This window comes from Streptacidiphilus anmyonensis (assembly GCF_000787855.1).
Classification (GTDB): Bacteria; Actinomycetota; Actinomycetes; order Streptomycetales; family Streptomycetaceae; genus Streptacidiphilus; species Streptacidiphilus anmyonensis.
In genome coordinates this window covers 71,154-92,191 of the sequence record NZ_BBPQ01000005.1, presented here as the reverse complement: position 1 = coordinate 92,191, position 21,038 = coordinate 71,154, and the positions used below count along the sequence as shown (strand labels likewise).

The window sequence follows — 21,038 nt, the reverse complement described above, 5'->3', positions numbered from 1 at the left end:
GAGCAGCCTCAGCTCACCGTGAAGGACGTCCCGGTCGTGGCGTCGCCCGCCAGCAGCGTGTAGCTGCCGGGCTCGACGACCTGCCCGCCCTCACTGTCGACGTCGCCCTCGGTGTGGGCGAGCAGCGAGAGCGGGACGGTGATCCTCACCGTGGTGTGCGCGCCCGCGTCCAGGTGCACGCGGGTGAAGCCGACCAGCCACTTGGCGGGCGTCAGCACCTGGCTGACGGGCTGGGAGACGTACAGCGGCACCACCGCGTCACCGGCCGTCGAACCGGTGTCGGCGACGGGCACGCTCACCGTCAGCGAGCCGTGCGTGCCGACGGTCGTGCGGTCCGGTGTGGGCGCGCCGATCTGGTAGCTGGTGTAGGACAGGCCCGCCCCGAAGGCGAACAGGGGGCTGTAGCCGGAGTCCGTGCCGCTGTTGGTGCCGGGCAGTTGGGTGTAGAACTCGGGCTCGTTGCCGATCGCCTTGGGCCACGAGACCGGCAGTCGCCCGCTGGGGTTCGCCTTGCCGTAGAGCAGGTCGGCCACGGCGTGGCCGCCCTCGGTACCCGGCAGCCAGGCCATCAGCAGCCCGGCGGTGTTCGCGGCGCCGCCCAGCACCAGCGGCCGGTCGGCGATCACGACGACCACGACGGGCTTGCCGGTCGCCTGGAGGGCCGCCACCTCCGCCTGCTGGTCGGGCGCGAGCTCCGGGTCCGGGTGGTCGTTGGGGCCCTCCGCGCCCGGGGTGTCGCCGACGACGACCACGGCCGCGTCCGCGCTCTTCAGGTCGCCGACCGCCGCGCCCGCGTCCGCCTGGTAGTCGATCGAGGTTCCGGCGGGGGCCTCCTCGCGCAGACCGGCGAGCACGGTCGTCCCGCCGACGTCCGTGCCGCTGGGCACACCCTGCCAGCCGATCGTCCAACCGCCCATCTGGTTGTCGATGTTGTCGGCGCTCGGACCGGTGACCACGATCTTGTGGACGTCCGAGCCGAACGGCAGGACACCGCCCTGGTTGCGCAGCAGGACCGAGGACTCCGTCGCCGCCTGCCGTGCGAGCGGCAGGTCCGCGCCGTCGACGATCGCGTCCGCCTTGGAGGCGTCCACGTACGGGTGCTCGAACAGGCCCAGCTTGAACTTCATGGTCAGGATCCGGGAGACGGCCTGGTCGATGCGCTGCTGGGAGATCAGCCCGCGCTGCACGGCCGCGAGCGCGGAGTTCGTGAAGTCGGTGGCGTTGGTCGGCTCCATCGCCATGTCGACCCCGGCGTTGACCGCCTTGGCGATCGCATCCGGGTAGTCGGCGGCGATGTGATAGGCCGTCTGCAGGTTGCGGACGTCGCTCCAGTCGCTGACCACCACGCCGTCGAAGTGGTACTGGTCGCGCAGCACGGTGGTGAGCAGGTAGTGGGAGGCGGTGACGGGGACGCCGTTGACCGCGCCGGAGTCGGCCATGACGCTGAGCGCGCCCGCGCCGATCGCCTGCCGGTAGGCGGGCAGGATGGTGTCCTGGAGGTAGCGCGGCGAGTAGTCGGCCGGCACCCGGTCGTGGCCGTTGAGCGGTTGCGAGTAGCCGGCGAAGTGCTTGACCGTGGCGGCGATCCTCGTCCCGCTGGAGGCGTCCTGAAGGCCCTTCACCGCCGAGGCGGCCATGGTGCCGGTGAGCAGCGGGTCCTCGGAGAAGGCCTCGTAGTAGCGGCCCCAGCGCTGGTCCCGGGCGACCTCGGCGACCGGACCGAACGCCCAGTTGATGCCGGTGGCCGCCACGGCGCGCTGCGTCGACTGCTCGACGCTTCGCTCCAGCGCCGGGTCCCAGGTGGCGCCCATGCCGATCTGCTGCGGGAACATGGTCGCCCCGAGCACGTTGTTGTGCCCGTGGACGGCGTCGATGCCGTAGAGGATCGGGATGTGCAGGCGCGAGTTGGTGATCGCGTAGCGCTGGATCGTGTTGGTCATCCGGGCCCAGTCCTCGGGCGTGTTGACCGCGGGCGGCATGCCGCCGCCGGAGAGGATCGATCCGGCCGCGTTGTCGACCAGGACGCTGTGCAGGCACGCGTCGTTGAGCGCGCCGCCGCTCCAGTTGCAGGTGCCCTGGACGGTGACCAGGGCCTCCTGGTCCATCTGGCCGATCTTCTCCTTGAGCGTCATGCGGTGCAGCAGGTCGGCGACGCGGTCGGGGATCGGGGCCTTGGCGTCGAGGTAGAGCGGCGTGCGGGCGGCGGCGGGTGCGGGCGCCGCGCCGACGCCGGTGAGGATCCCGCCGAGCAGGGCGAGGCCGGTGAAGGTGGCGAGGTGACGACGTGCTGGGCGCACGGGCACTTCCAATCCGTGGGAGGGACGGGTGGGCGTCACGACACGAACTGGAAGCCGATTGAAGCGGGGTGGGATGCACGCGTCAATCTCTTGAACAGAGAGCGCTCTCAAGCGTGGCAGCTGAGCTGCGCATTCATGGATCGGTTTATATGTTGAACGATGTCGGGCGGGTTCTCCGACAGCCTCGGTGGGGGAAGCTCCAAGTAGCTCCGGACATGTCACGCTCCACGCGTCCGACGGAAGGCGGCCATGGGTCGAAGCATGCGGCGAATCAGCACGGGCGGTGCGCGCGGGGTCGTCGTCGCGCTCGCGGCGGCCCTGGCGGTGCCGGCGGCCCCCGCGGTCGCGGCCTCCCTTCCTGCGGCCACCGCTCCCGCGGCCTCTCTTCCCGCGGCCTCTGCGTTGCCGAGCGCCTCGCAGTCGCTCCAGGTGGGCTCGGTGCGCCTGTCCGCCTGCGAGACCAACCCCACCGGCTGGTGCGGCAAGGTCGCGGAGCCGCTGGACCGCACCGACCCGGGCGGTCCGACCATCGGCGTCGGCTTCGAGTGGTACCCGGCGACCGGCACGGCCCAGGGCACCGTCGTCGCCGTCGACGGCGGCCCCGGCTGGGGCTCCACCTCCTCGCGCTCGGGCTACCTCGGCCTGCTCGGACCGCTGCGCGCCCAGCGCAACCTGCTCGTCTTCGACCTGCGCGGCACCGGCCGGTCCCAGCCGATCAACTGCTCCGGCCTGACGAACTTCCACGGCTCCACGGACAGCGACGCCTTCCGCCAGGCCGTCGCCTCCTGCGGCGACCAGCTCGACCACACCTGGAAGCGCTCCGACGGCAGTTGGGCCCACGCCGCCGACCTCTTCGGCACCGCCAACGCCGCACGCGACCTCGCCGACGTGCTCCAGCGCCTGCAACTGCCCAAGGTCGACCTGTACGGCGACTCCTACGGCACCTGGTTCGCCCAGACCTATGCCTCCCGCTACCCGCAGACGCTGCGCTCGGTCACCCTGGACGCCTCCTACGAAGTGCTCGGGCTCAACCCCTGGTACCCGACCACGCTCACCACCGCCCACACGGCCTTCGACCTCGCCTGCCGGCGCTCGCCCGCCTGCGCGGCCGCCGCGCCGCGGGACCCGTGGACGGCGATCACGCAACTGGCCGCCCAGCTGCGGACCGCGCCGATCACCGGCGCCACCACCGACCTGAGCGGACACACCGTCACCGAGACCGTCACCGTCGCCACCCTCGTCGACCTGGTCGCCAACGCGGGCTTCGACCGCTCCGTCGACAAGAGCCTCGCCGCGGCCGCCGACGCCGTCCTCGACCACGGCGACTCCGCGCCGCTGCTGCGCCTGGCGGCGCAGTCCATCGGCTACGACAACACCATGCCCGCGCCGCCCTCGTACTCCGACGGCCTCTACTTCGCCGTCGCCTGCACCGACTACCCGCAGCTGTTCTCCATGGCCGCCCCGCCCGCGCAGCGCGCCCGGCAGCTCCAGCAGGCCGAGGCGGGCCAACCGGCCGACGCCTTCGCCCCGTTCACGGCGGCCGAGTGGGCCGGGGTGAACGCCTACACCGACGCCTTCACCGGGTGCCTGGGCTGGCCCGCCCCCGTGCACAGCGACCCGCCGATCACCGCGACGCCGCCGCTGGCGCCGCCGGACCTGCCGGTCCTGGTCCTGGGCGGCGACCTCGACTCGCTGACCCCGGCCGTCGGCGGACAGCGCGTCGCCCAGCAGATGGGCCCCTCCGCACGGTTCGTCGGCGTCCCCAACCTCACCCACATCACGGCCATGGCCGACCCCGCCTGGCCCGGCCCCGAGGCGTGCGGACAGAACCTCTACCGGCAGTTCACCGCCGATCCCGGCGCGCTCGCGAGCCTCGACACCGGCTGCACCGGCAGCACGCCGCCGATCCCGACCCTGGCGACGTACCCCGAGCAGCTCGCCGACGTCGTCCCCGCCACCGCACAGCCCGGCGACCAGGCCGGCCCGGACGCCCTGAGCGCCGCCGCGACGGGCGTCGCCACCGTCGACGACGCCCTCGGCCGCTGGGGCTACCTCGACTCCGGACGGGACTCCGGTCTGCGGGGCGGGAGTTGGTCGGCCTCTGGGAACGGCAGGACCACCTTCACCTTCTCCGCCGCCCGCTGGGTCGCCGACGCGAGCACGAGCGGCACCGCCGTCTGGGACCGGTCCGACGGCTCCGTCACCGCCCGGCTGACCGTCCGTCCGGCCCAGGGGCCGGACGTCACCGTGAACGCGAGCTGGAACACCTTCGCCGCCGACCCGACCGTCACCCTCACCGGCACGTCCTCCGGAGCGCCGTTGCTGGCCACCATGTCGACGCCGTGAGCCCGACGCCGGGTCCGTCGGCCGGGAGCCGCCGGGACAGGGCGGGAGTCACGGCATCGTCGGGTCGGGCGTGGGGGCTGGGGAGGTCCGGGCGTGGTCCTCGTGCTGTGCTGCTCGCGACCGTCGTCGCGGTCTGCCCGTCGCTGCGGGTGTTCGCGCGGGGGTAGCGCGTGAACGTAGGCTCCTGGCATGACCGTTCACCGGATGCCCGCTGCCGAGGTCGACGTCTCCGTCGGCCTGGTGCGTCGGCTGCTGGACGAGCAGCACCCCGATCTGGCGGGCCTCGGCGTCGAGGTGCTGGCCAACGGCTGGGACAACCTCGTGTGCCGGCTCGGCGCGGAGTTCCTCGTCCGACTGCCCAGGCGGGCCGTGGCGGCCGAACTGCTCGCGCACGAGCAGCGGTGGCTGCCGCGGCTCGCGGCGCGTCTGCCGCTGCCCGTGCCGGTGCCCGTGCGCACCGGACAGCCGAGCGAGGCGTACCCGTGGGCGTGGAGCATCGTTCCCTACCTGCCCGGCCGGATCGCCGCGACCACCCCTCCGGACGACCTGGGGGCGGCCGCGACCGCACTCGGCGGGTTCCTCGCCGCCCTGCACACCCCGGCCCCGGCGGACGCCCCGGTGAGCGCGTTCCGCGGGATCCCGCTGGCCGGGCGGGCGGAGGGCGTTCTCGCGGCCCTGGCGCACGTCCCCGACGCCGCTGACCGGGAGGCCGCGCGACGCGTCTGGGAGGGCGCCCTCGCGGCACCGACCTGGGACGGTCCACCCCTGTGGCTGCACGGTGATCTGCACCCGGCCAATCTGCTGGTCGACCGCGGTCGGCTCAGCGCGCTGATCGACTTCGGCGACCTGACCTCGGGAGACCCGGCCACCGACCTCGCGGTCGCCTGGATGCTCCTGCCGCGTGAGCAGCGCGCCGATCTCCGGCGGGCGTACGGCAGGGCCGACGACGCGACCTGGGAACGGGCGCGCGGGTGGGCGCTCGCACTGGGCCTGGTCTTTCTCGGTCACTCGGCGGACAACCCGCTCATGGCGGGGATCGGAGAACGGGCCTTCCGCGCCGCCCTGGCATGACGTGGCGTCAGGCGGCGTCTTGCGGTGGGGCAGCGCTGACGAGTCACGGTCAGATGTGGTTCAGTTGCCTCGGCACCCGAAGCGCGGAGGTTGACCTGTGGAGCGTCCTGAGTCCGGGGACTGGATGAACCCGTCCGAGCACGACGCCGTGCGCGCGGTCGACCTGCACATCGACGTCGCCCACGCGGCGCGCGTCTACGACTACATGCTGGGCGGCAAGACCAACTTCGCCGCCGACCGAGCCGCGGGTGACAAGATCATCGCCGAGTGGCCGGGCTCCCGCGCGTCCGCGACCGCGGCCCGCGCGGTGATGCACCGGATGGTCCGGCGGCTGGCCGCCGTGCACGGGATCCGGCAGTTCCTCGACATCGGCACCGGCATCCCCACCGCGCCCAACCTGCACGAGATCGCCCAGGCCGTCGACCCGGCCATCCGGATCGTCTACGTCGACAACGACCCGATCGTGCTCGCCCACGCCCGCGCCCTGCTGGCCGGCACCTCGGAGGGCCGGACCGCGTACATCGACGGCGACCTGCGCGAGCCCGGCAAGATCCTCGCCGAGCCTGCCCTGCGTCAGACCCTGGACCTGAACCGCCCGGTGGCGCTGACGCTGATCAACCTGGTGCACTTCCTCTCCGACGAGGCCGCGCTGCCGCTCGTCGCCGAGCTGGTCGAGGCGCTGCCCTCCGGCAGCTACCTCGCCCTGACCGCCGGCACCGCCGACTCCTCACCCGCGCGCGCCGAGATCGCCTCCCGGCGCTACCGCGAGGCGGGCATAGAGAACCACCTGCGCACCCGCGCCCAGGTCGAGCGCTTCTTCACCGGCCTGGAGCTGGACGACCCGGGCGTGATGCTGATCAACCACTGGCACCCGGACCCGGACGACGGCCCCATCCCGCCGGACGACGAGGTCATGGCCTACGCCGGCCTCGCCCGCAAGCCGTAGGGTCCGACGACGGGCCGCATGGCCGACGGCCGGTCACACCAGGGGAGGCCGCGCCGGAAACTCCTCCCGGCCCGTCGCGCGGTCGAGTTCCTCGTCGAGGGCCATGGCCGCCTCGATCAGGGCGAGGTGGGTGAAGGCCTGCGGGAAGTTGCCCAGCTGCTCGCCGGTGGGGCCGATCTCCTCGGCGAAGAGCCCGACGTGGTTGGCGTAGGTGAGCATCTTCTCGAAGGCGTAGCGTGCCAGCTCGATGCGGCCCGCGCGGGCGAGGGCGTGGACGTAGAGGAAGCTGCACAGCGAGAACGTGCCCTCGCTGCCGCGCAGGCCGTCGGGGGAGGCCTCGGGGTTGTAGCGGTAGACGAGGCTGTCGGAGACCAACTCCTCGCCCATCGCGTCCAGCGTCGCCAGCCAGCGGCGGTCGCGCGGGGCCAGGAAGCCCGTCAGCGGCATCCACAGCAGCGAGGCGTCCAGCACCTCGCCCCCGTAGGACTGGACGAAGGCCTGCCGCTTCTCGTTCCAGCCCTGGTCCATCACCTGCCGCAGGATGTCGTCACGCACGGAGGTCCAGCGTGCCAGGTCGGCGGGGCGCCCGAGGCGCTGCGCGGCCCGGATGGCGCGGTCGAAGGCGGCCCAGCACATCAGGCGGCTGTAGGTGAAGTTGCGGCGGCCGCCGCGCGTCTCCCAGATGCCCTCGTCCGGACGGTCCCAGTGGTCGCAGAGCCAGTCCAGCAGCTCGGCGACCTTCACCCAGCCGTCGTAGCCGGCCACGTCGGCGACGTGCATGTTCTGGGTCAGGCCGTAGACCGCCTCGCCGTAGATGTCCAGCTGCAGCTGGTCCGCGGCGCCGTTGCCGATCCGGACCGGCGCGGAGCCGCGGTAGCCCTCGAAATGGTCCAGGGTCTCCTCGACCAGGTGCGCGTCCCCGTCGATCCGGTACATGATCTGCAGCGGCTCGCCGTTCGCGGTCCCGCCGTCCACCATCCGCTGGCCCAGCCAGGCGCGGAAGGCGTCGGCCTCGTCGTTGTAGCCGAGCCCGATCAGCGCGCCGACGGAGAGCGAGGCGTCGCGCACCCAGGTGAAGCGGTAGTCCCAGTTGCGCTCGCCGCCGACCTGTTCGGGCAGGCCTGTGGTCGCGGCGGCGAGGAACGCGCCGGTCGGCGCGTAGCTGAGCAGCTTCAGGGTGATCGCGGAGCGGTTGACCACCTGCTGCCAGCGGCCCTTGTAGAGGCAGCGGCTGATCCACTCGTGCCAGAAGCGGATGGTGTCGTAGAACAGCTCGCGGCCCTCCGCCTCGCCCAGCGGCTCCGGCACGAGGTCGCCCGGTGCGCCGGTGGTCAGCAGCACGGCCGCGAGTTCGCCGTGGTGCAGGGTGAACCGGGTGACCACGTCGCGGTCGTCGACGTCCAGGCTGATCGGCCCGAACGGCTGGAGGTGGGCGGTCCCCGCCTCCGAGCGGAAGGTGACCCCGTTCGGCCCGGTCGCCGTCTCGTGCTCCGCGCGGCCGTAGTCGAACCGGGGCCTGCACTCCAGACGGAAGCGGACCCTTCCCCGCACGACCCGCACGGCGCGGAAGATGCGGCGCCGGTCGTGCGCCGTCGACGGGTTGTCGAGCGGCATGAAGTCGACGACCTCGCCGATCCCGTCCACGGTCAGGAACCGGGTGATGACGATGGCGGTGTCCGGGAGGTAGAGCTGGCGGATGGTGACGTCCGCCGGATCCTCCACGTCCGCGGTGATGGCGAAGTGGCCGCCCTTGTCGTGGTCGAGCAGGGACGCGAACAGGCTCGGTGAGTCGAAGCGCGGAGCACAGAACCAGTCGATCACGCCCTCGGAGGAGACCAGTGCGGCGGTCTGGAGGTCTCCGATGAGTCCGTGGTCGGCGATCGGCGGATAGCGGCGCATGGCGGGACCTCCGGCGGAGAAGCGGGCTTCCTGAACAAGCCTCGCCGGATCGCCGACCGCCCGCGTTCCGCGCTGAGCCGAACGGCTGAGGTGCACCCGAGGGGACCGGCGGACGCCGGACAGCGGTCGGCCCCGGTGCGTCGGGGGGTCGCACCGGGGCTCACTGGCCGCTCAAAACCAGTTCCAGCACCATATCGCCGCAGGTCAGAACCGGGGAAGAGGTCAGCATGCACCCCTGCGAGTGGTTTCCACCCGGTGTGGTCGCCCGGTCACACCCGGCTCTGCGCCGCCAGGATGCGGGTCGCCGCATGGATCGCCGCCACGTAGGGCTCGTCCTCGTCCTGAACGGCCGGGGCCAGCTCGCGGAAGGGGACCAGGGCCGGATGTTCCGGGTTCAGGCTCTGTTGCCACGCCGCCCAGGCGTCGTGCACGTCCGACGCGGTCACCTGCTCGCCCTTGGCGCGCATGAGCACCGCGTACAGCAGGAACAGCGCGTCCGCGTCGGACGGCGGCTGGGCGCTTGCGGGGAGGTTGCCTCTGATGAGCGCCGCGTCATCGCTGAGATACGTCACCCCAGCATCCTTCCGAGCAGCAGCAGGGCGTGCAAGGCTGCGAAGATCCACGGGATGGTCCGCTCGCTGGCGCCCAACTCCGTGTAGTGGTGGCCCTTCAGGGAGGGCGGCCCGGCCTCCGTCGCGGTGGCCGACGCGGAGGGCGACACCGCGGCGGGTGACACCGCGGCGGGGGACGCGGCGGAGGCGGGCTTGAGCAGGGCCCACTCGTCGGAGAAGATCCGGATCGGGAGCTGTGTCTCGACCTTGTTGATGACCTGGAACTTCGCCGCGTTGAGGTCGCGGTAGCTGCGCAGTTGGAGCCACCAGGCCGCCGAGATCGCGAATCCGGCGAGGGTGATGACGGGGGCGAGCCATCCGGGCTCACTGCGCACGCTCGCCAGGGTGACCCCGACCGCGCCGAGGAACGCCGTCTGGATGGAGAGGAAGAACGCGTTGGCGACCGAGCGGCGGGCCGAGACGCGGTCGGCCATCTCGACCGCGAGCTTGTAGAGCTCGACCACGACGATGACCGACTCGTCGAGCCCGTGGGCCATCGGCTCGGTGCTGAACGCCCTGCCCTGCTGGGGAATCGCCATCGGCAAAGACCTCTGTCGTCGGATCGCTCGTCGGTCAGTCGGGAAGGTCGGTGCCGCTCGGGTGGCGGCGCGGCGCGGCCAAGCCGTCCAACTGCGCCATCACCGGCCGGAGCGCGTGGTCGACCAGGCGGTCCAGGGGGCGCGGGCCCGGCAGGCGGCGCGGCGTCGGCACGAAGCGGATGAAGCCGGCGGTCCAGTCCGGGGCGAACACGACGACGCCCTTGAGCACGAGGTCCCAGCGGGCGCCGGCGGTCCGCCCCGGCCGGACGGGTCCGGGGTAGTCCGGCAGCGGGGGCAGCAGTGGCCACGGCCGGTCGGGATCCGGTGGTTCGGCGTTCAGGCGGCGCCGGTACTCGGCGGCGACGGCCCCGCGGAAGCGGTCGTAGGTCTCGGCGTCGCAGTAGATCAGCAGCACCAGCCGGGCCGGGTCCAGCAGCCGCACCGCCTCGGTGAACTCCCACACCGTGCCGGGTCCGGGGCCCGCCGCCATCAGCACGACGTGGGCCCCGGCGATCAGTGTGCTGACCGGCCCCTGCCAGTCGTCGCGGGGCAGTTGCCCGCGCAGCGCGCCCACCGGAGGCGGACGTTCCCCGGGCCGTCCGACCGCCACGACGCGTCCGAACCGCGCGAAGCGGCGCACCAGGGCCTGCGCCAGGGTGATGTCGTTGGTGAAGGGGCGCAGGTAGAGCACGTAACGGGGGTCGGGGAGCGGATCGAGCGAGTCGATCAGGTCGGTGCAGCGCTGTCCGCCGCGCACGGCGAGCCTGCGGCCGATCGCGAAGACCCGTGGAGCCCACCCGCCGGCGCCGGGCGGGGTGCCCTCCGGTCGGCTCTCCTCGGTGTGCCATAAGGACATGCGCGCCAAAACCAAGTCCGTCCCCGTGTCGCCCGGTGATACACCCATGACCCACCGTAGCCGAACAAGTCGTCATGCACATGCCCTTCGGCCAGGCTGATGGCCGGGAAGCGTCGGCTCGGAGTCGCGTGTCCTGCTACGGCTTGTCTGGTTTGTCCGGCTCGTCCTCGGCTTTGTCCGGCGCGGACCCGGATTCCTCGGGCGCGGGCTCCAGCGAGGGCGGCGCGTCCGTGGGTTTGCCGGAGGCGAGTTCGGCCTTCATGGCCGCGATTTCGGCCTCGACGCCGTCACCGGCGGTGAGCGCGTCGAGCTGGTCGCGCAGTTCGTCGTGGGCGACGGGGGAGCTCGGGTCCTCCAGGGCCCCGCTGGCCATCAGCTCGTCCAGGGCGCCGGCTCGCGCCTGAAGCTCCTCGGTCCGGTCCTGGGCGCGCTGGATCGCGGTGCCGATGTCGCCCATCTGCCCCGAGATGCCCGTCGCGGCCTCGTTGATGCTGGTCTGGGCCTCCGCCGCGGTGTAGGTCGCCTTGACGGTCTCCTTGCGGGTGCGGAAGTCGTCGACCTTGGCCTCCAACTGCTGGGAGGCCACGGTGAGCTTCTGCTCCTCCTCCTGGAGGGTCGCCAGCTGCGTCTGGAGCTCCTGGTCCTGCTCGAGGACGGCGCTCCGGCGGCTCAGCGCCTCGCGGGCGAGGTCCTCCCGGCCGGCCGTGAGCGCCTGCTGCGCCTGCGCCTGGAGCGTCTGCGCCGTCCGGCCGAGCTGCGTGCGCTGCAGCTCGATGCGCTTGCGGCTGGTGGCCACGTCCGCCAGTCCGCGCTTGACCTGCTGGAGCAGCCCCAACTGCCGCTGGTAGGCGTAGTCCAGCACCTCCCTCGGATCCTCGGCGCGGTCCAGGGCCTTGTTCGCCTTCATCCTGAAGACGTCCGTGAAGCGACGGGCGACGCCCATGCGGCTCACATCCTTCCCGGTACGGCTCTTCGAGGCGCGCCGAGGTCAGGTCGCGCGCCTGCGGTCGGCGGAGCGTCCGTGGGAGAAGCGTCCGCGGCAGAAGGGTCCTGTGTGGTTCCTGCCCGGTCTCTGTCCCGATACGCCCTGCTCACCCCGTCTGGCGTAGCAGGGCGTCGGCGGCGACCAGGCCGGCCGTGGCCGCGAAGGACGCGGCCACGACACGGATCTTCAGCTGCTGGTAGCGGGCCGCGTACTCCTGCTGGAGTCCGCGCACCCGCTCCGCGATGCGGTCGAGGAAGGCCCGGGAGGTCACCAGGCGCTCCTCCCGGTAGAGGCGGATGACGTCCTCGCGCTGGCCGCTCGTGAGCCAGGGGAGCCGGTCGGCGAAGCGCTCGGCCTCCTCCTGCGCGCGGGCGGTCTCCGCCTGCCAGTAGAGGTAGCCCTCCAGCATCCGCAGACCTTCGGCGCTGTCGGGGGTCCGGTCAGGGGACTGGTCCGCGGTGCGCTCGTGGGTGCGCTCCGGGGCGTGGAGTTCGTCGTCGGCGGCCACGGGTCCGGGCTCCCGCTAGTCCTCGCCGCCTGACTTGCGCCGCGCCTCGCGTTCGGCGGCGGCGGTGAGGTGGGGCGGGACCTCCCCGACGTTCTCCATGTAGTCGCGCGCCGCGATCGCGGGGTGGTGCAGCTCGAAGGCCGGCGATTCGGAGCGGATGCGCGGCAGGGTGAGGAAGTTGTGCCGCGGTGGCGGGCTGGAGGTCGCCCACTCCAGGGAGCGCCCGTACCCCCACGGGTCGTCCTCGGTGGTGATCTTGCCGTACTTGCCGGTCCGCCAGACGTTGTAGAGGAACGGCAGGATCGACAGGCCCAGCAGGAAGGAGCCGCAGGAGGAGACGACGTTGAGCGTGGTGAAGCCGTCGCTGGGGAGGTAGGTGGCGTAACGACGCGGCATGCCCTCCGCGCCCAGCCAGTGCTGCACCAGGAACGTCGCCTGGAAGCCGATGAAGAGCATCCAGAACTGGATCTTGCCGAGGCGTTCGTCCAGCATCTTCCCGGTCCACTTGGGCCACCAGAAGAAGAACCCGGCGAACATGGCGAAGACGACCGTGCCGAAGACCACGTAGTGGAAGTGGGCGACGACGAAGTACGAGTCCGAGACGTGGAAGTCGAGCGGCGGGGAGGCGAGCAGAACACCCGTCAGACCGCCGAACACGAAGGTGACCAGGAAGCCGATGCACCACAGCATCGGCGTCTCGAAGCTGAGCGAGCCCCGCCACATGGTGCCGATCCAGTTGAAGAACTTGACGCCGGTCGGAACGGCGATCAGGAACGTCATGAAGGAGAAGAACGGCAGCAGGACGGCGCCGGTGACGTACATGTGGTGCGCCCACACGGTCACGGACAGGCCGGCGATGGCGATGGTGGCCGCGATCAGCGAGGTGTAGCCGAACATCGGCTTGCGTGAGAAGACCGGAATGATCTCCGAGATGATCCCGAAGAACGGCAGCGCGATGATGTACACCTCGGGGTGACCGAAGAACCAGAACAGGTGCTGCCACAGGATGGCGCCACCGTTGGCCGGGTTGTAGACCTGCGCCCCGAACTTGCGGTCCGCCTCCAGCGCCAGCAGCGCGGCGGCCAGGACCGGGAACGCCAGCAGCACCAGGACCGCCGTCAGCAGCACGTTCCACACGAAGATCGGCATCCGGAACATCGTCATCCCCGGGCAGCGCATGCACAGGATGGTGGTGATGAAGTTGACGGAGCCGAGGATGGTGCCGAAGCCCGAGAAGGCCAGGCCCATGATCCACATGTCGCCGCCGATGCCGGGGCTGTGGATCGCGTCGGACAGCGGCGTGTAGGCGAACCAGCCGAAGTCGGCCGCTCCGTCCGGGGTGAGGAAGCCGCCGACGGCGATCAGCGAGCCGAACAGGTACAGCCAGTAGGCGAACATGTTCAGACGCGGGAAGGCCACGTCGGGGGCGCCGATCTGGAGCGGCATGATCCAGTTCGTGAAGCCGGCGAAGAGCGGCGTCGCGAACATCAGCAGCATGATCGTGCCGTGCATCGTGAACGCCTGGTTGAACTGCTCGTTCGACAGCACGTCGTTGTTCGGCTGGATCAGCTGGGTGCGGATCAGCAGCGCCATGATGCCGCCGACCAGGAAGAACGCGAAAGAGGTGACGATGTAGAGCGTGCCGATGGTCTTGTGATCAGTGGTCGTCATCCACTTGATGATCGTTGTGCCCAGTTTGGCGGGCTTGGTCTCGCGGGTCGCCTCTTCGACAGCGGCGGTGGGTTGAGCGTACAACGGGTCTCCTCGCGCCCACGTGGGGATGGCCCGCCTGCCGGTGTCGGTGATGTTCCGTATCCGCGGCGGTCTGCCGGGTGTTGGCACGCTAGCGAGACTCGCGCCCCCGGGGCGCCGACATGCCCGTGAACGGGCGGGAGATCCTCCGATCGCGTGACACGGGCGGACCCGTTCGGCCGAGCCCGGCCCGATTGTCGTTCCGGCGCCGCTCGGACGGTTATCGCACCGGAGCAGACTCGCTCGTGGGCTGCCGGACGATGAAGTCCTTGTCACGGATGAGCAGCAGTGACGCCACGCCGCCGGCCAGCGCCAGCACGCCGGTGACCACCAGCAGCGTGTTCAGCGCCCCGGTGAAGCTCGACCGGATCAGCAACTGGAGCTGGGCGCGCAGTGGGGACGGCAGCGCCCCCGCGCCGACCTGGCTGCTGACCTGGCCCTGGCGGACGGCGTTCAGGATCTGCCCCGAGTGGGTCGCCAGCGGCGTGCCCGTCAGCCCCTGGGTGAGCCGGTTGTGCAGCGAGGTGGTGAAGATCGAGCCCAGCGCGGCGATGCTTGTGGCGAGGCCGATCTGACGGAACGTCGAGTTGATGCCGGACGCCATGCCCGCCCGCTCGGGTTCGACGACGCCGATGGCCGTGGAGGCCAGCGGAGGGTTGACGAACCCTGCGCCGATGCCGGACACGATGAAGCCGGGGATCAGGTGCGTCCACGAGCTCTCCCCGTTCAGGCCGGTCATCAGCAACAGGCCCGCCCCGACGGCCAGCAGGCCGGGGCCGATCAGCCACCGGGCCGACACCCGTTCGCTCAGCCGCCCCGCCACGGTCGCGGCGACCAGCAGCGACCCGCTGGAGACCAGCAGCCGCACACCGGTGTCCAGCGCCGAATACCCCAGGATGTCCTGGAGGTAGAGGACCAGGTACACCAGCATCGCGAACAGCGAGCCGTTCATGGCGAAGGCGGCGATGAGGCCGCCCACGAAGGTCGGCTTGCGGAACAGGCCCAGGTCGAACATCGGGTCGGTGACGACCCGTTCGACGACGACGAAGCCCACCAGCAGCACCACGCCCGCCGCCAGGGACGCGATCGCACCGGCGTCGCCCCAGCCGACCTCCCCTGCCCGGATCAGGCCGTAGACCAGGCCGACGAGCCCGAGGGTCAGCAGCGCGAAGCCCGTCAGGTCGAGCCGGCCGGGGTGCGCGGCGCGCGACTCGTCCACCCGCCACCGGGTCACGGCCAGGGCGGCGATGCCGATGGGCACGTTGACCAGGAAGATGCCGCGCCAGCTGATGCCGGTGGTGATCACCCCGCCGAGGATCGGCCCCAGGGACACGGCCACCCCCGTGATCGCGCCCCACACACCGAAGGCGACACCGCGGTCGCGGCCCCGGAAGCTGTGGCCCAGCAGCGCCAGCGAGGTGGCGAACATGATCGCTCCGCCGACGCCCTGACCCGCCCGGGACAGGATCAGCATCAGCGGCGTCTGGGCCAGTCCGCACAGCAGCGACCCGGCGGTGAACACCACGAGCCCGATCAGGAAGAGCAGCCGCCGCCCGTAGCGGTCGGCCAGGACGCCGGAGGTGAGCAGGAACGAGGCGAGGGCGAGGGCGTAGGCGTCGACGACCCACTGGACGTCGCTGAAGGTGGCGTGCAGGGCCCGCTGGATGTCCGGCAGCGCGACCACGACGATCGTCACGTCGAGGAGCAGCATGAACGTGCCGACGCACACCGCGATCAGCGTCCACCACTTCTTCTCCATGCGGTCCACCTCCCGGCCGGGTGCCGCCTCCCAGCCTTGTCCGCCGCCTGGCCGGTGTCGCGCCGGGAGCGGCAGACGGTGGAGAGCAGGCGCCGGAGGTCGGACGGTCGAGGTCAGACGGTGGAGGTCAGTGCCGCTCGGGGCCCGGCGCGGCGAGGTGCAGGCTGAGCCAGGGGAAGACGGTGGGGTACATCCGCTGCCAGGTCCCCCAGTTGTGGCCGCCCTCGGCGAGGATCAGCAGCGGCGCGACGGTGGTCGGGGGCTGGATCGCGTCCTGGAGGGAGACCAGGTTGCCGACCGGGCTGATCGGGTCCTGGGCGCTGGTGGCCAGGAGCAGCGAGACGTCGGGCTTCTGGCCGGCGAGCCACAGCGGGCTGTTGTGCAGGCGGGTGGTGGGATCGGGCAGCGCGGAGGCGTCTCCGGTGAACGGGTCCGGGTCCATGGCCGCGCCCGCGGCGAAGAGGCGCGGATACTGCATGGCCAGCTTCACGGCGCACAGACCACCGGTGGAGAGCCCGGCCAGGCCCCACCCCTGCGGGCCCGGCAGGACACGGAAGTGGTCGCGCACGAGCGTCGGCACGTCCACGGCCAGCCAGGTGGCGTTCGCGTGGCCGGGGACGTCGCTGCAGGTGGTGTCGACGCCGGCCGGGTCGATGACCGGGATCACCACGATCGCGGGCCGGACCGCGCCGTCGGCCGTCATCCGCGCGAGTGCGGAGGGCATGCCGCCGTCCTCGGTCCAGGAGGTGGGCGAGCCGGGGACGCCGTGCAGGAGCATGATCACCGGAAAGGCCGTGTGCTGGTAGGCCGGCTGGTCGTACTGGGGCGGAGTCCACACCAGCACCTGCCCGGACAGGTGGGAGACCTCGCCGTGGACGTACGTCTGCAGCGTGCCGTCGCTCGCCCGGGTGAACACCGCCCGTCCCGCGGGCGGTCCCGGCATCGCCACCGTGGCGCCGCTCTCGTTCCCGAACAGATCGGCCCACGTGGTGTAGAGCCCGTAGTTGTTGTTGATCCACGCGGCGACCAGCGCGATCGCCGTCACCTGGCACAGCAGGATCAGCAGCACGCGCTGCACGACGCGCAGCACGCGGTGACCGCGCACCCGGTTCCACAGCGCCACCGTGGCCGCCACGGACACCACGACGCAGGCCACCAGCAGCCACAGCAGACCGGACCCGGTCAGGCTCAACACCCACGCACCTCCCGCGCCGCTCGGCAGCGCGGGGCTGCGCAGATCACCGCATGGAAAGGATCATCCGGCTGAAACCAGACGAAAACAGCATAGATGGGGTCGATCAGAGGGTCATCTGCGCCGCCGTCGCGCGTGGCCGCCGCGGGCGCGCGGGCCGCAACCGGTGGCGGGCGGGGCCGGGGCCCCGCCGGGGTCAGCGGGCGAGAAGGCGTCGCAGCAGGGCCTGAAGGTCCGTCAGCGGGTCGCTGCCGCGCCAGGCCACGTGTCCGTCGGGCCGGACGAGGACGGCGGCCGTGGGGACGGCCTCGCCGAGCAGGCGGGACCACGGTGCGCGGGTGGATGAGGCGTCAGCGGGGACGGGGCGCACCGTCAGCGGAACCCCGGCCTGCCGGGCGGTTTCGGCTTGCCGCAGCCAGGCGGGGCTGTCGGCGGCGGTGAGGAGCGTGAAGCCGGGGCCGAGGAGGTCGAGGCTGGAGGCGCCGTCGGCGAGGCGTACATGGGGCAGGCGCGCGCCGGGACGGCAACCGGGGTGGAGGCCGTCGACACGGAGCGTGCTGGGCTCGTGGTGCGTGCCGGGGCCGGGGGAGACCGCGGTGGAGCGGTAGGCGGCGGTGAGCAGCAGTTCGTCGTCGATGCGGTAGCTGTCGCGGTTGCGGGCGTTGTCGGTGGAGATGTCGATGACCTGACGGGCGATCGGGCGTCGCTCGGCGGCGTAGCTGTCCAGCAGAGCCTCGCCCGCGTATCCGGAGGCGACGGCGGCGAGCTTCCAGGCGAGGTTGTCGGCGTCGCCGATGCCGGTGTTCATGCCGTGTCCGCCGGTCGGCGGAATGACGTGGGCGGCGTCGCCCGCCAGCAGGACGCGTGAGCGGCGGTAGTCGGCGGCGAGTCGGGCGTCCATGCGCCAGGTCGCGGTGTCTCGGACCGTCACGTCCAGGTCGGGGACGCCGGAGGCGGCGCGGATGAGGTCGACCAGGCGGTCGTGCTCCGAGGGTGCGGCCGGCGGTCCGGCGTCCTCAGCGGTGAGGGGATGCTGGTAGATCCAGTGGCGGTCGTTGTCCACGGCCAGGAACCCGCCCCGGCCGGGGGTGGTGAGGAAGTACGAGGCGCTGGCGCGGTCGCGCACGACGTCGCCGAGGGGCGCCTCGAAGCGGATGCTCAGGTAGCGGCCCAGCCCGGTGGGGCCCTCCATCGCGATGCCCGCGCCGTCGCGTACCGCGCTCGCCGCGCCGTCGCACCCGACGAGCCAGTCCGCACGGATCCGGTGCCGGATGCCGGAGCCCGTCTCCTCGACGACGGCGAGCACGCCCGCGCCGTCCTCGGCGAAGGAGAGCAGGCGCGTGCCGAACCGGATCCGACGGCCCGCCAGATCCGTGGCGCGCCGCAGCAGGATCGGCTCCAGCGCGTCCTGGGAGCAGAGCAGGCCCGGGGACGGCGTGTGCTCGTCCGCGCCCTCGGGGCGCGGGCCGAGGCCGGTGCGGACGAAGTCGGGGTCGACGAGGTCGCGGCCCCGGTAGAAGCAGACGTGCTCGGCCGGGAGGCCCGCCCTCCGGACCTCCTCCTCCAGCGCCATGCGGCGGAAGATCTCCATGGAGCGCGCCGCGACGCCCCGGGCTTTGGGGAACGGCGAGGTCGTGCGGTGGGCCTCGACCAGCATGTGGTCGACCCCTTGGCCCGACAGCAGGCAGGACAGCGTCAGACCGACCGGGCCGCCCCCGACCACCAGCACCGACGTCTCCGACGCCATCACGAGAACCGCCCCTCCACGTAGTAACGGCAAAACTCGTTTTAGACGTTACCATGGTGCGGCGGGGCGGCAGCAGCCCACGAGGAGAGGAACGGCACGCATGGACCCGGAACCCGTCGGCGGCAGGCCGCTCGGCCTGTACTTCCTGGTGGACTTGGTCAACGCCTTCCAGGGCGGCGCCGAGGTGACGACGGCGGGGCTCCAGTCCCTGGCGGAGCGCCACGGCGGCCAGGCCCTGCGCCTCGCCGACGCCCGGGTACCGGAGCTGCGCGAGGCCGCCGCCCTGCTCGGCGCCGTGCTGGACTCGGACGACGTGGACCGGGCCGCGGAGGCCGTCAACGCGCTGCTCGACCGGTACCCGTCCCAGCCGCGTCTGGTCCGGCTCCCGGACCGCCCCTGGGCGGTCCACGCGCGGACCCCGCAGGACGCCGGCCCGGTCCACTGGCTGCTGTCCACGGCGGCGCTCGCCCTGGCGCTCTGGCTGGCCGAACGCGGCCGCTGCGCCTGGGGTCGCTGTGCCGCGCCCGACTGCGACCGGTACTTCGTCGACACCGGGCGCCGGTCGCCGCAGCGCTACTGCTCACCCCGCTGCGGCACCCGGGTGCGTGTCACCGCGCACCGCCGGCAGCACGGCCGGTGAGCAGCCCCGGCGCGTCCCGGGAAGAACGAGGCTCGGGTCGAGGCCCGGGCGGGCCGGAGGCCGAGCTTTTGCCGCGCGTGGCCGGGGAGACCTACCGTTGAGCTGTGGATGAACGCCACATCCCCGACATCTGGGACTTTCTGCGGACGGCGCGCCAGGAGTGGCCGTTGCGGCCCGTGCCGGAACGCGTCCAGGACTGGCATGAGGTGCACGCGCCCGGCCGGCTGCTGCCGATCGTCGAGGAGCAGGCGAGCCGGTGCATGGACTGCGGCATCCCGTTCTGCCACCACGCCTGCCCGCTCGGGAACCTCATCCCGGAGTGGAACGGTCTCGTCGCGCGCGACGACTGGCGGCAGGCCGCGGAGCGCCTGCACGCCACGAACAACTTCCCCGAGTTCACCGGGTTCCTGTGCCCCGCGCCGTGCGAGAGCGGCTGCGTCCTCGCGATCGACGACGCACCCGTGACGATCAAGGCCGTCGAGGCGGCGCTCGCGAGCCGGGCCTGGGCGGAGGGCTGGGTGCGCCCACAGGCTCCGGAGCGGCTCTCCGGAAAGAGCGTGGGCGTCATCGGCTCGGGCCCCGCCGGGCTCGCGTGCGCGCAGCAGCTGACCCGCGCCGGACACACCGTCGTCGTGTACGAGCGCGACGACCGGGTCGGCGGCCTGCTGCGCTACGGCATACCCGAGTTCAAGATGGACAAGGACTTCCTCGATCGGCGGCTCGACCAGCTCGCCGCCGAGGGGACGGTCTTCCGCACCGGCATGGACGTGGGCGGCAAGGTGGACGCGGGCGCGCTGATGCGGCGTCACGACGCGGTGGTGGTCGCGGTCGGATCCACGGCTGCTCGCGAACTCCCGGTGTCCGGGCGTGAGTTGGCCGGGGTCCACCAGGCGATGGAGTACCTGGTCCAGGCCAACCGGGTGCAGGAGGGCGACTACGACCGGCCGCCCGTCAGCGCCGAGGGCCACCATGTCGTGATCATCGGCGGCGGGGACACCGGCGCCGACTGCCTGGGCACCGCACTGCGGCAGGGAGCCGCCTCCGTGGTGCAGCTGGACATCAAGCCGCAGCCCGGCGTCGACCGCGCCGACGACGAGCCCTGGCCGGTGCACGCGCGCGTCCACCGGATGAGCCCGGCCCACCAGGAGGGGCAGCAGCTGGTCCGCGACGGCGCGGTGCTGGCTGGCGACAGCAGCGGTCTGCCGCAGCAGGAGGCGCTGCGCGACGTGCGGGTGTTCTCCGCCGCGACCGTCCGCTTCCAGGGTGACGCCGACGGCCGGGTGAAGTCGCTCAGCCTGGCCGACGCCGAGACCGGCACCCGGCGGCCGCTGCCGGGCACGGAGCGGACCATCCCGGTGGACCTGGTGCTGCTCGCCCTCGGCTTCAGCGGACCGGAGAACCCCGAGCACGGCCTCGCCGAGCAACTGGACCTGCGGACCACCCCCGCCGGCGCCTTCGCGCGCGACGCGGCCTACTCGGGCGGCCGGCCCGGCGTCTTCGTCGCGGGCGACGCGGGCCGGGGGCAGTCCCTCGTGGTCTGGGCCGTCGCCGAGGGCCGCGCCGCGGCGGCCTGCGTCGACGCCTACCTCAGCCCGCGGGGCGTCACCTCGCTGCCGATGCCGGTCGTGCCGGGCGACCGGCCGATGGCCCTGTGAGGCGGGGCGGCCCTACGGCGTCGCGACAGCTTCCGAACGGCTTGCGCACAGCGGCCCGTCGGCATACGGACTCTGATGATCCGTGTGCTTACCGAACTCTCACCCTTCAACTGCGTCGTGGGGGCAACGCGCGGGGTGGTTGAGGTAGTCAAGTGGGTGGGGGGCACATGATCGACTGACGTCCGCCCGTGCGCGGCCGCCTCCCCGCCGCGCGGGACGTCGCATGCGCAAGGGA

15 protein-coding genes and 1 pseudogene are annotated in these 21,038 nt (G+C 72.3%); 5 read left to right on the top strand and 11 right to left on the bottom strand.

The annotated features are described in order from the left end of the window. Positions 1-8: 8 nt before the first annotated feature. Positions 9-2,297, bottom strand: a complete 2,289-nt coding sequence (locus tag TR50_RS07920) for a glycoside hydrolase family 3 N-terminal domain-containing protein (protein WP_052440841.1) — start codon at positions 2,295-2,297, stop codon at positions 9-11. 261 nt (positions 2,298-2,558) lie between these two features. On the opposite strand from TR50_RS07920, the gene TR50_RS49675 reads away from it, so the two are divergent. From TR50_RS49675 to TR50_RS07905, 3 genes are all read left to right on the top strand, one after another. After that, complete coding sequence (locus tag TR50_RS49675; protein ID WP_042416608.1) at positions 2,559-4,643, top strand: alpha/beta hydrolase; 2,085 nt, start codon at positions 2,559-2,561, stop codon at positions 4,641-4,643. Between the two features lie 189 nt (positions 4,644-4,832). Next, positions 4,833-5,714, top strand: coding sequence for an aminoglycoside phosphotransferase family protein (locus TR50_RS07910; RefSeq protein ID WP_236654318.1), 882 nt, complete (start codon positions 4,833-4,835; stop codon positions 5,712-5,714). Positions 5,715-5,838: 124 nt separating this feature from the next. Beyond that, a complete protein-coding gene (locus tag TR50_RS07905; protein ID WP_042416595.1) occupies positions 5,839-6,660 on the top strand; it encodes an SAM-dependent methyltransferase in 822 nt (273 codons plus the stop codon). Positions 6,661-6,693: 33 nt separating this feature from the next. On the opposite strand, the gene TR50_RS07900 is transcribed toward TR50_RS07905, so the two are convergent. The 10 genes and pseudogenes from TR50_RS07900 to TR50_RS07855 all read right to left on the bottom strand — a co-directional run bounded on the left by TR50_RS07900 (position 6,694) and on the right by TR50_RS07855 (position 18,508). After that, complete coding sequence (locus tag TR50_RS07900) at positions 6,694-8,559, bottom strand: glycoside hydrolase family 15 protein (protein ID WP_042416592.1); 1,866 nt, start codon at positions 8,557-8,559, stop codon at positions 6,694-6,696. A 269-nt stretch (positions 8,560-8,828) separates the two neighbouring features. Next, entirely contained in the window at positions 8,829-9,131 is a 303-nt protein-coding gene (locus tag TR50_RS07895) for a DUF7701 domain-containing protein (RefSeq protein ID WP_042416589.1), read from the bottom strand. Beyond that, complete coding sequence (locus tag TR50_RS07890) at positions 9,128-9,709, bottom strand: RipA family octameric membrane protein (RefSeq protein WP_052440840.1); 582 nt, start codon at positions 9,707-9,709, stop codon at positions 9,128-9,130. The genes TR50_RS07895 and TR50_RS07890 overlap by 4 nt, the downstream gene beginning before the upstream one ends. A 34-nt stretch (positions 9,710-9,743) precedes the next feature. After that, complete coding sequence (locus TR50_RS07885; RefSeq protein ID WP_052440839.1) at positions 9,744-10,565, bottom strand: hypothetical protein; 822 nt, start codon at positions 10,563-10,565, stop codon at positions 9,744-9,746. 136 nt (positions 10,566-10,701) lie between these two features. Continuing rightward, positions 10,702-11,508 carry a PspA/IM30 family protein gene (locus TR50_RS07880; protein WP_042416588.1) on the bottom strand — a complete coding sequence of 269 codons (807 nt, stop codon included), beginning with the start codon at positions 11,506-11,508 and terminating at the stop codon, positions 10,702-10,704. Positions 11,509-11,656: 148 nt separating this feature from the next. Further along, on the bottom strand, positions 11,657-12,058 hold the full coding sequence (locus TR50_RS07875; protein WP_369405704.1) for a hypothetical protein: 402 nt from the start codon (positions 12,056-12,058) through the stop codon (positions 11,657-11,659). 15 nt (positions 12,059-12,073) lie between these two features. Continuing rightward, positions 12,074-13,735: pseudogene (gene ctaD, locus TR50_RS07870) on the bottom strand (aa3-type cytochrome oxidase subunit I); the annotation flags it as partial. Between the two features lie 295 nt (positions 13,736-14,030). Continuing rightward, the gene (locus TR50_RS07865; protein WP_042416582.1) at positions 14,031-15,569 is read right to left on the bottom strand and encodes an MFS transporter; all 1,539 of its coding nucleotides are present in this window, start codon (positions 15,567-15,569) and stop codon (positions 14,031-14,033) included. Positions 15,570-15,696: 127 nt separating this feature from the next. Further along, positions 15,697-16,764, bottom strand: a complete 1,068-nt coding sequence (locus TR50_RS07860) for an alpha/beta hydrolase (RefSeq protein WP_439654204.1) — start codon at positions 16,762-16,764, stop codon at positions 15,697-15,699. A gap of 193 nt (positions 16,765-16,957) precedes the next feature. Continuing rightward, positions 16,958-18,508 carry an FAD-dependent monooxygenase gene (locus tag TR50_RS07855; protein WP_042416577.1) on the bottom strand — a complete coding sequence of 517 codons (1,551 nt, stop codon included), beginning with the start codon at positions 18,506-18,508 and terminating at the stop codon, positions 16,958-16,960. A gap of 100 nt (positions 18,509-18,608) precedes the next feature. Between TR50_RS07855 and TR50_RS07850 the strand changes: the two genes are divergently transcribed. Both TR50_RS07850 and TR50_RS07845 read left to right on the top strand, forming a co-directional pair. Continuing rightward, the gene (locus TR50_RS07850; RefSeq protein WP_042416573.1) at positions 18,609-19,148 is read left to right on the top strand and encodes a CGNR zinc finger domain-containing protein; all 540 of its coding nucleotides are present in this window, start codon (positions 18,609-18,611) and stop codon (positions 19,146-19,148) included. A gap of 119 nt (positions 19,149-19,267) precedes the next feature. After that, entirely contained in the window at positions 19,268-20,803 is a 1,536-nt protein-coding gene (locus tag TR50_RS07845; RefSeq protein ID WP_042417035.1) for a glutamate synthase subunit beta, read from the top strand. Positions 20,804-21,038 lie beyond the last annotated feature (235 nt).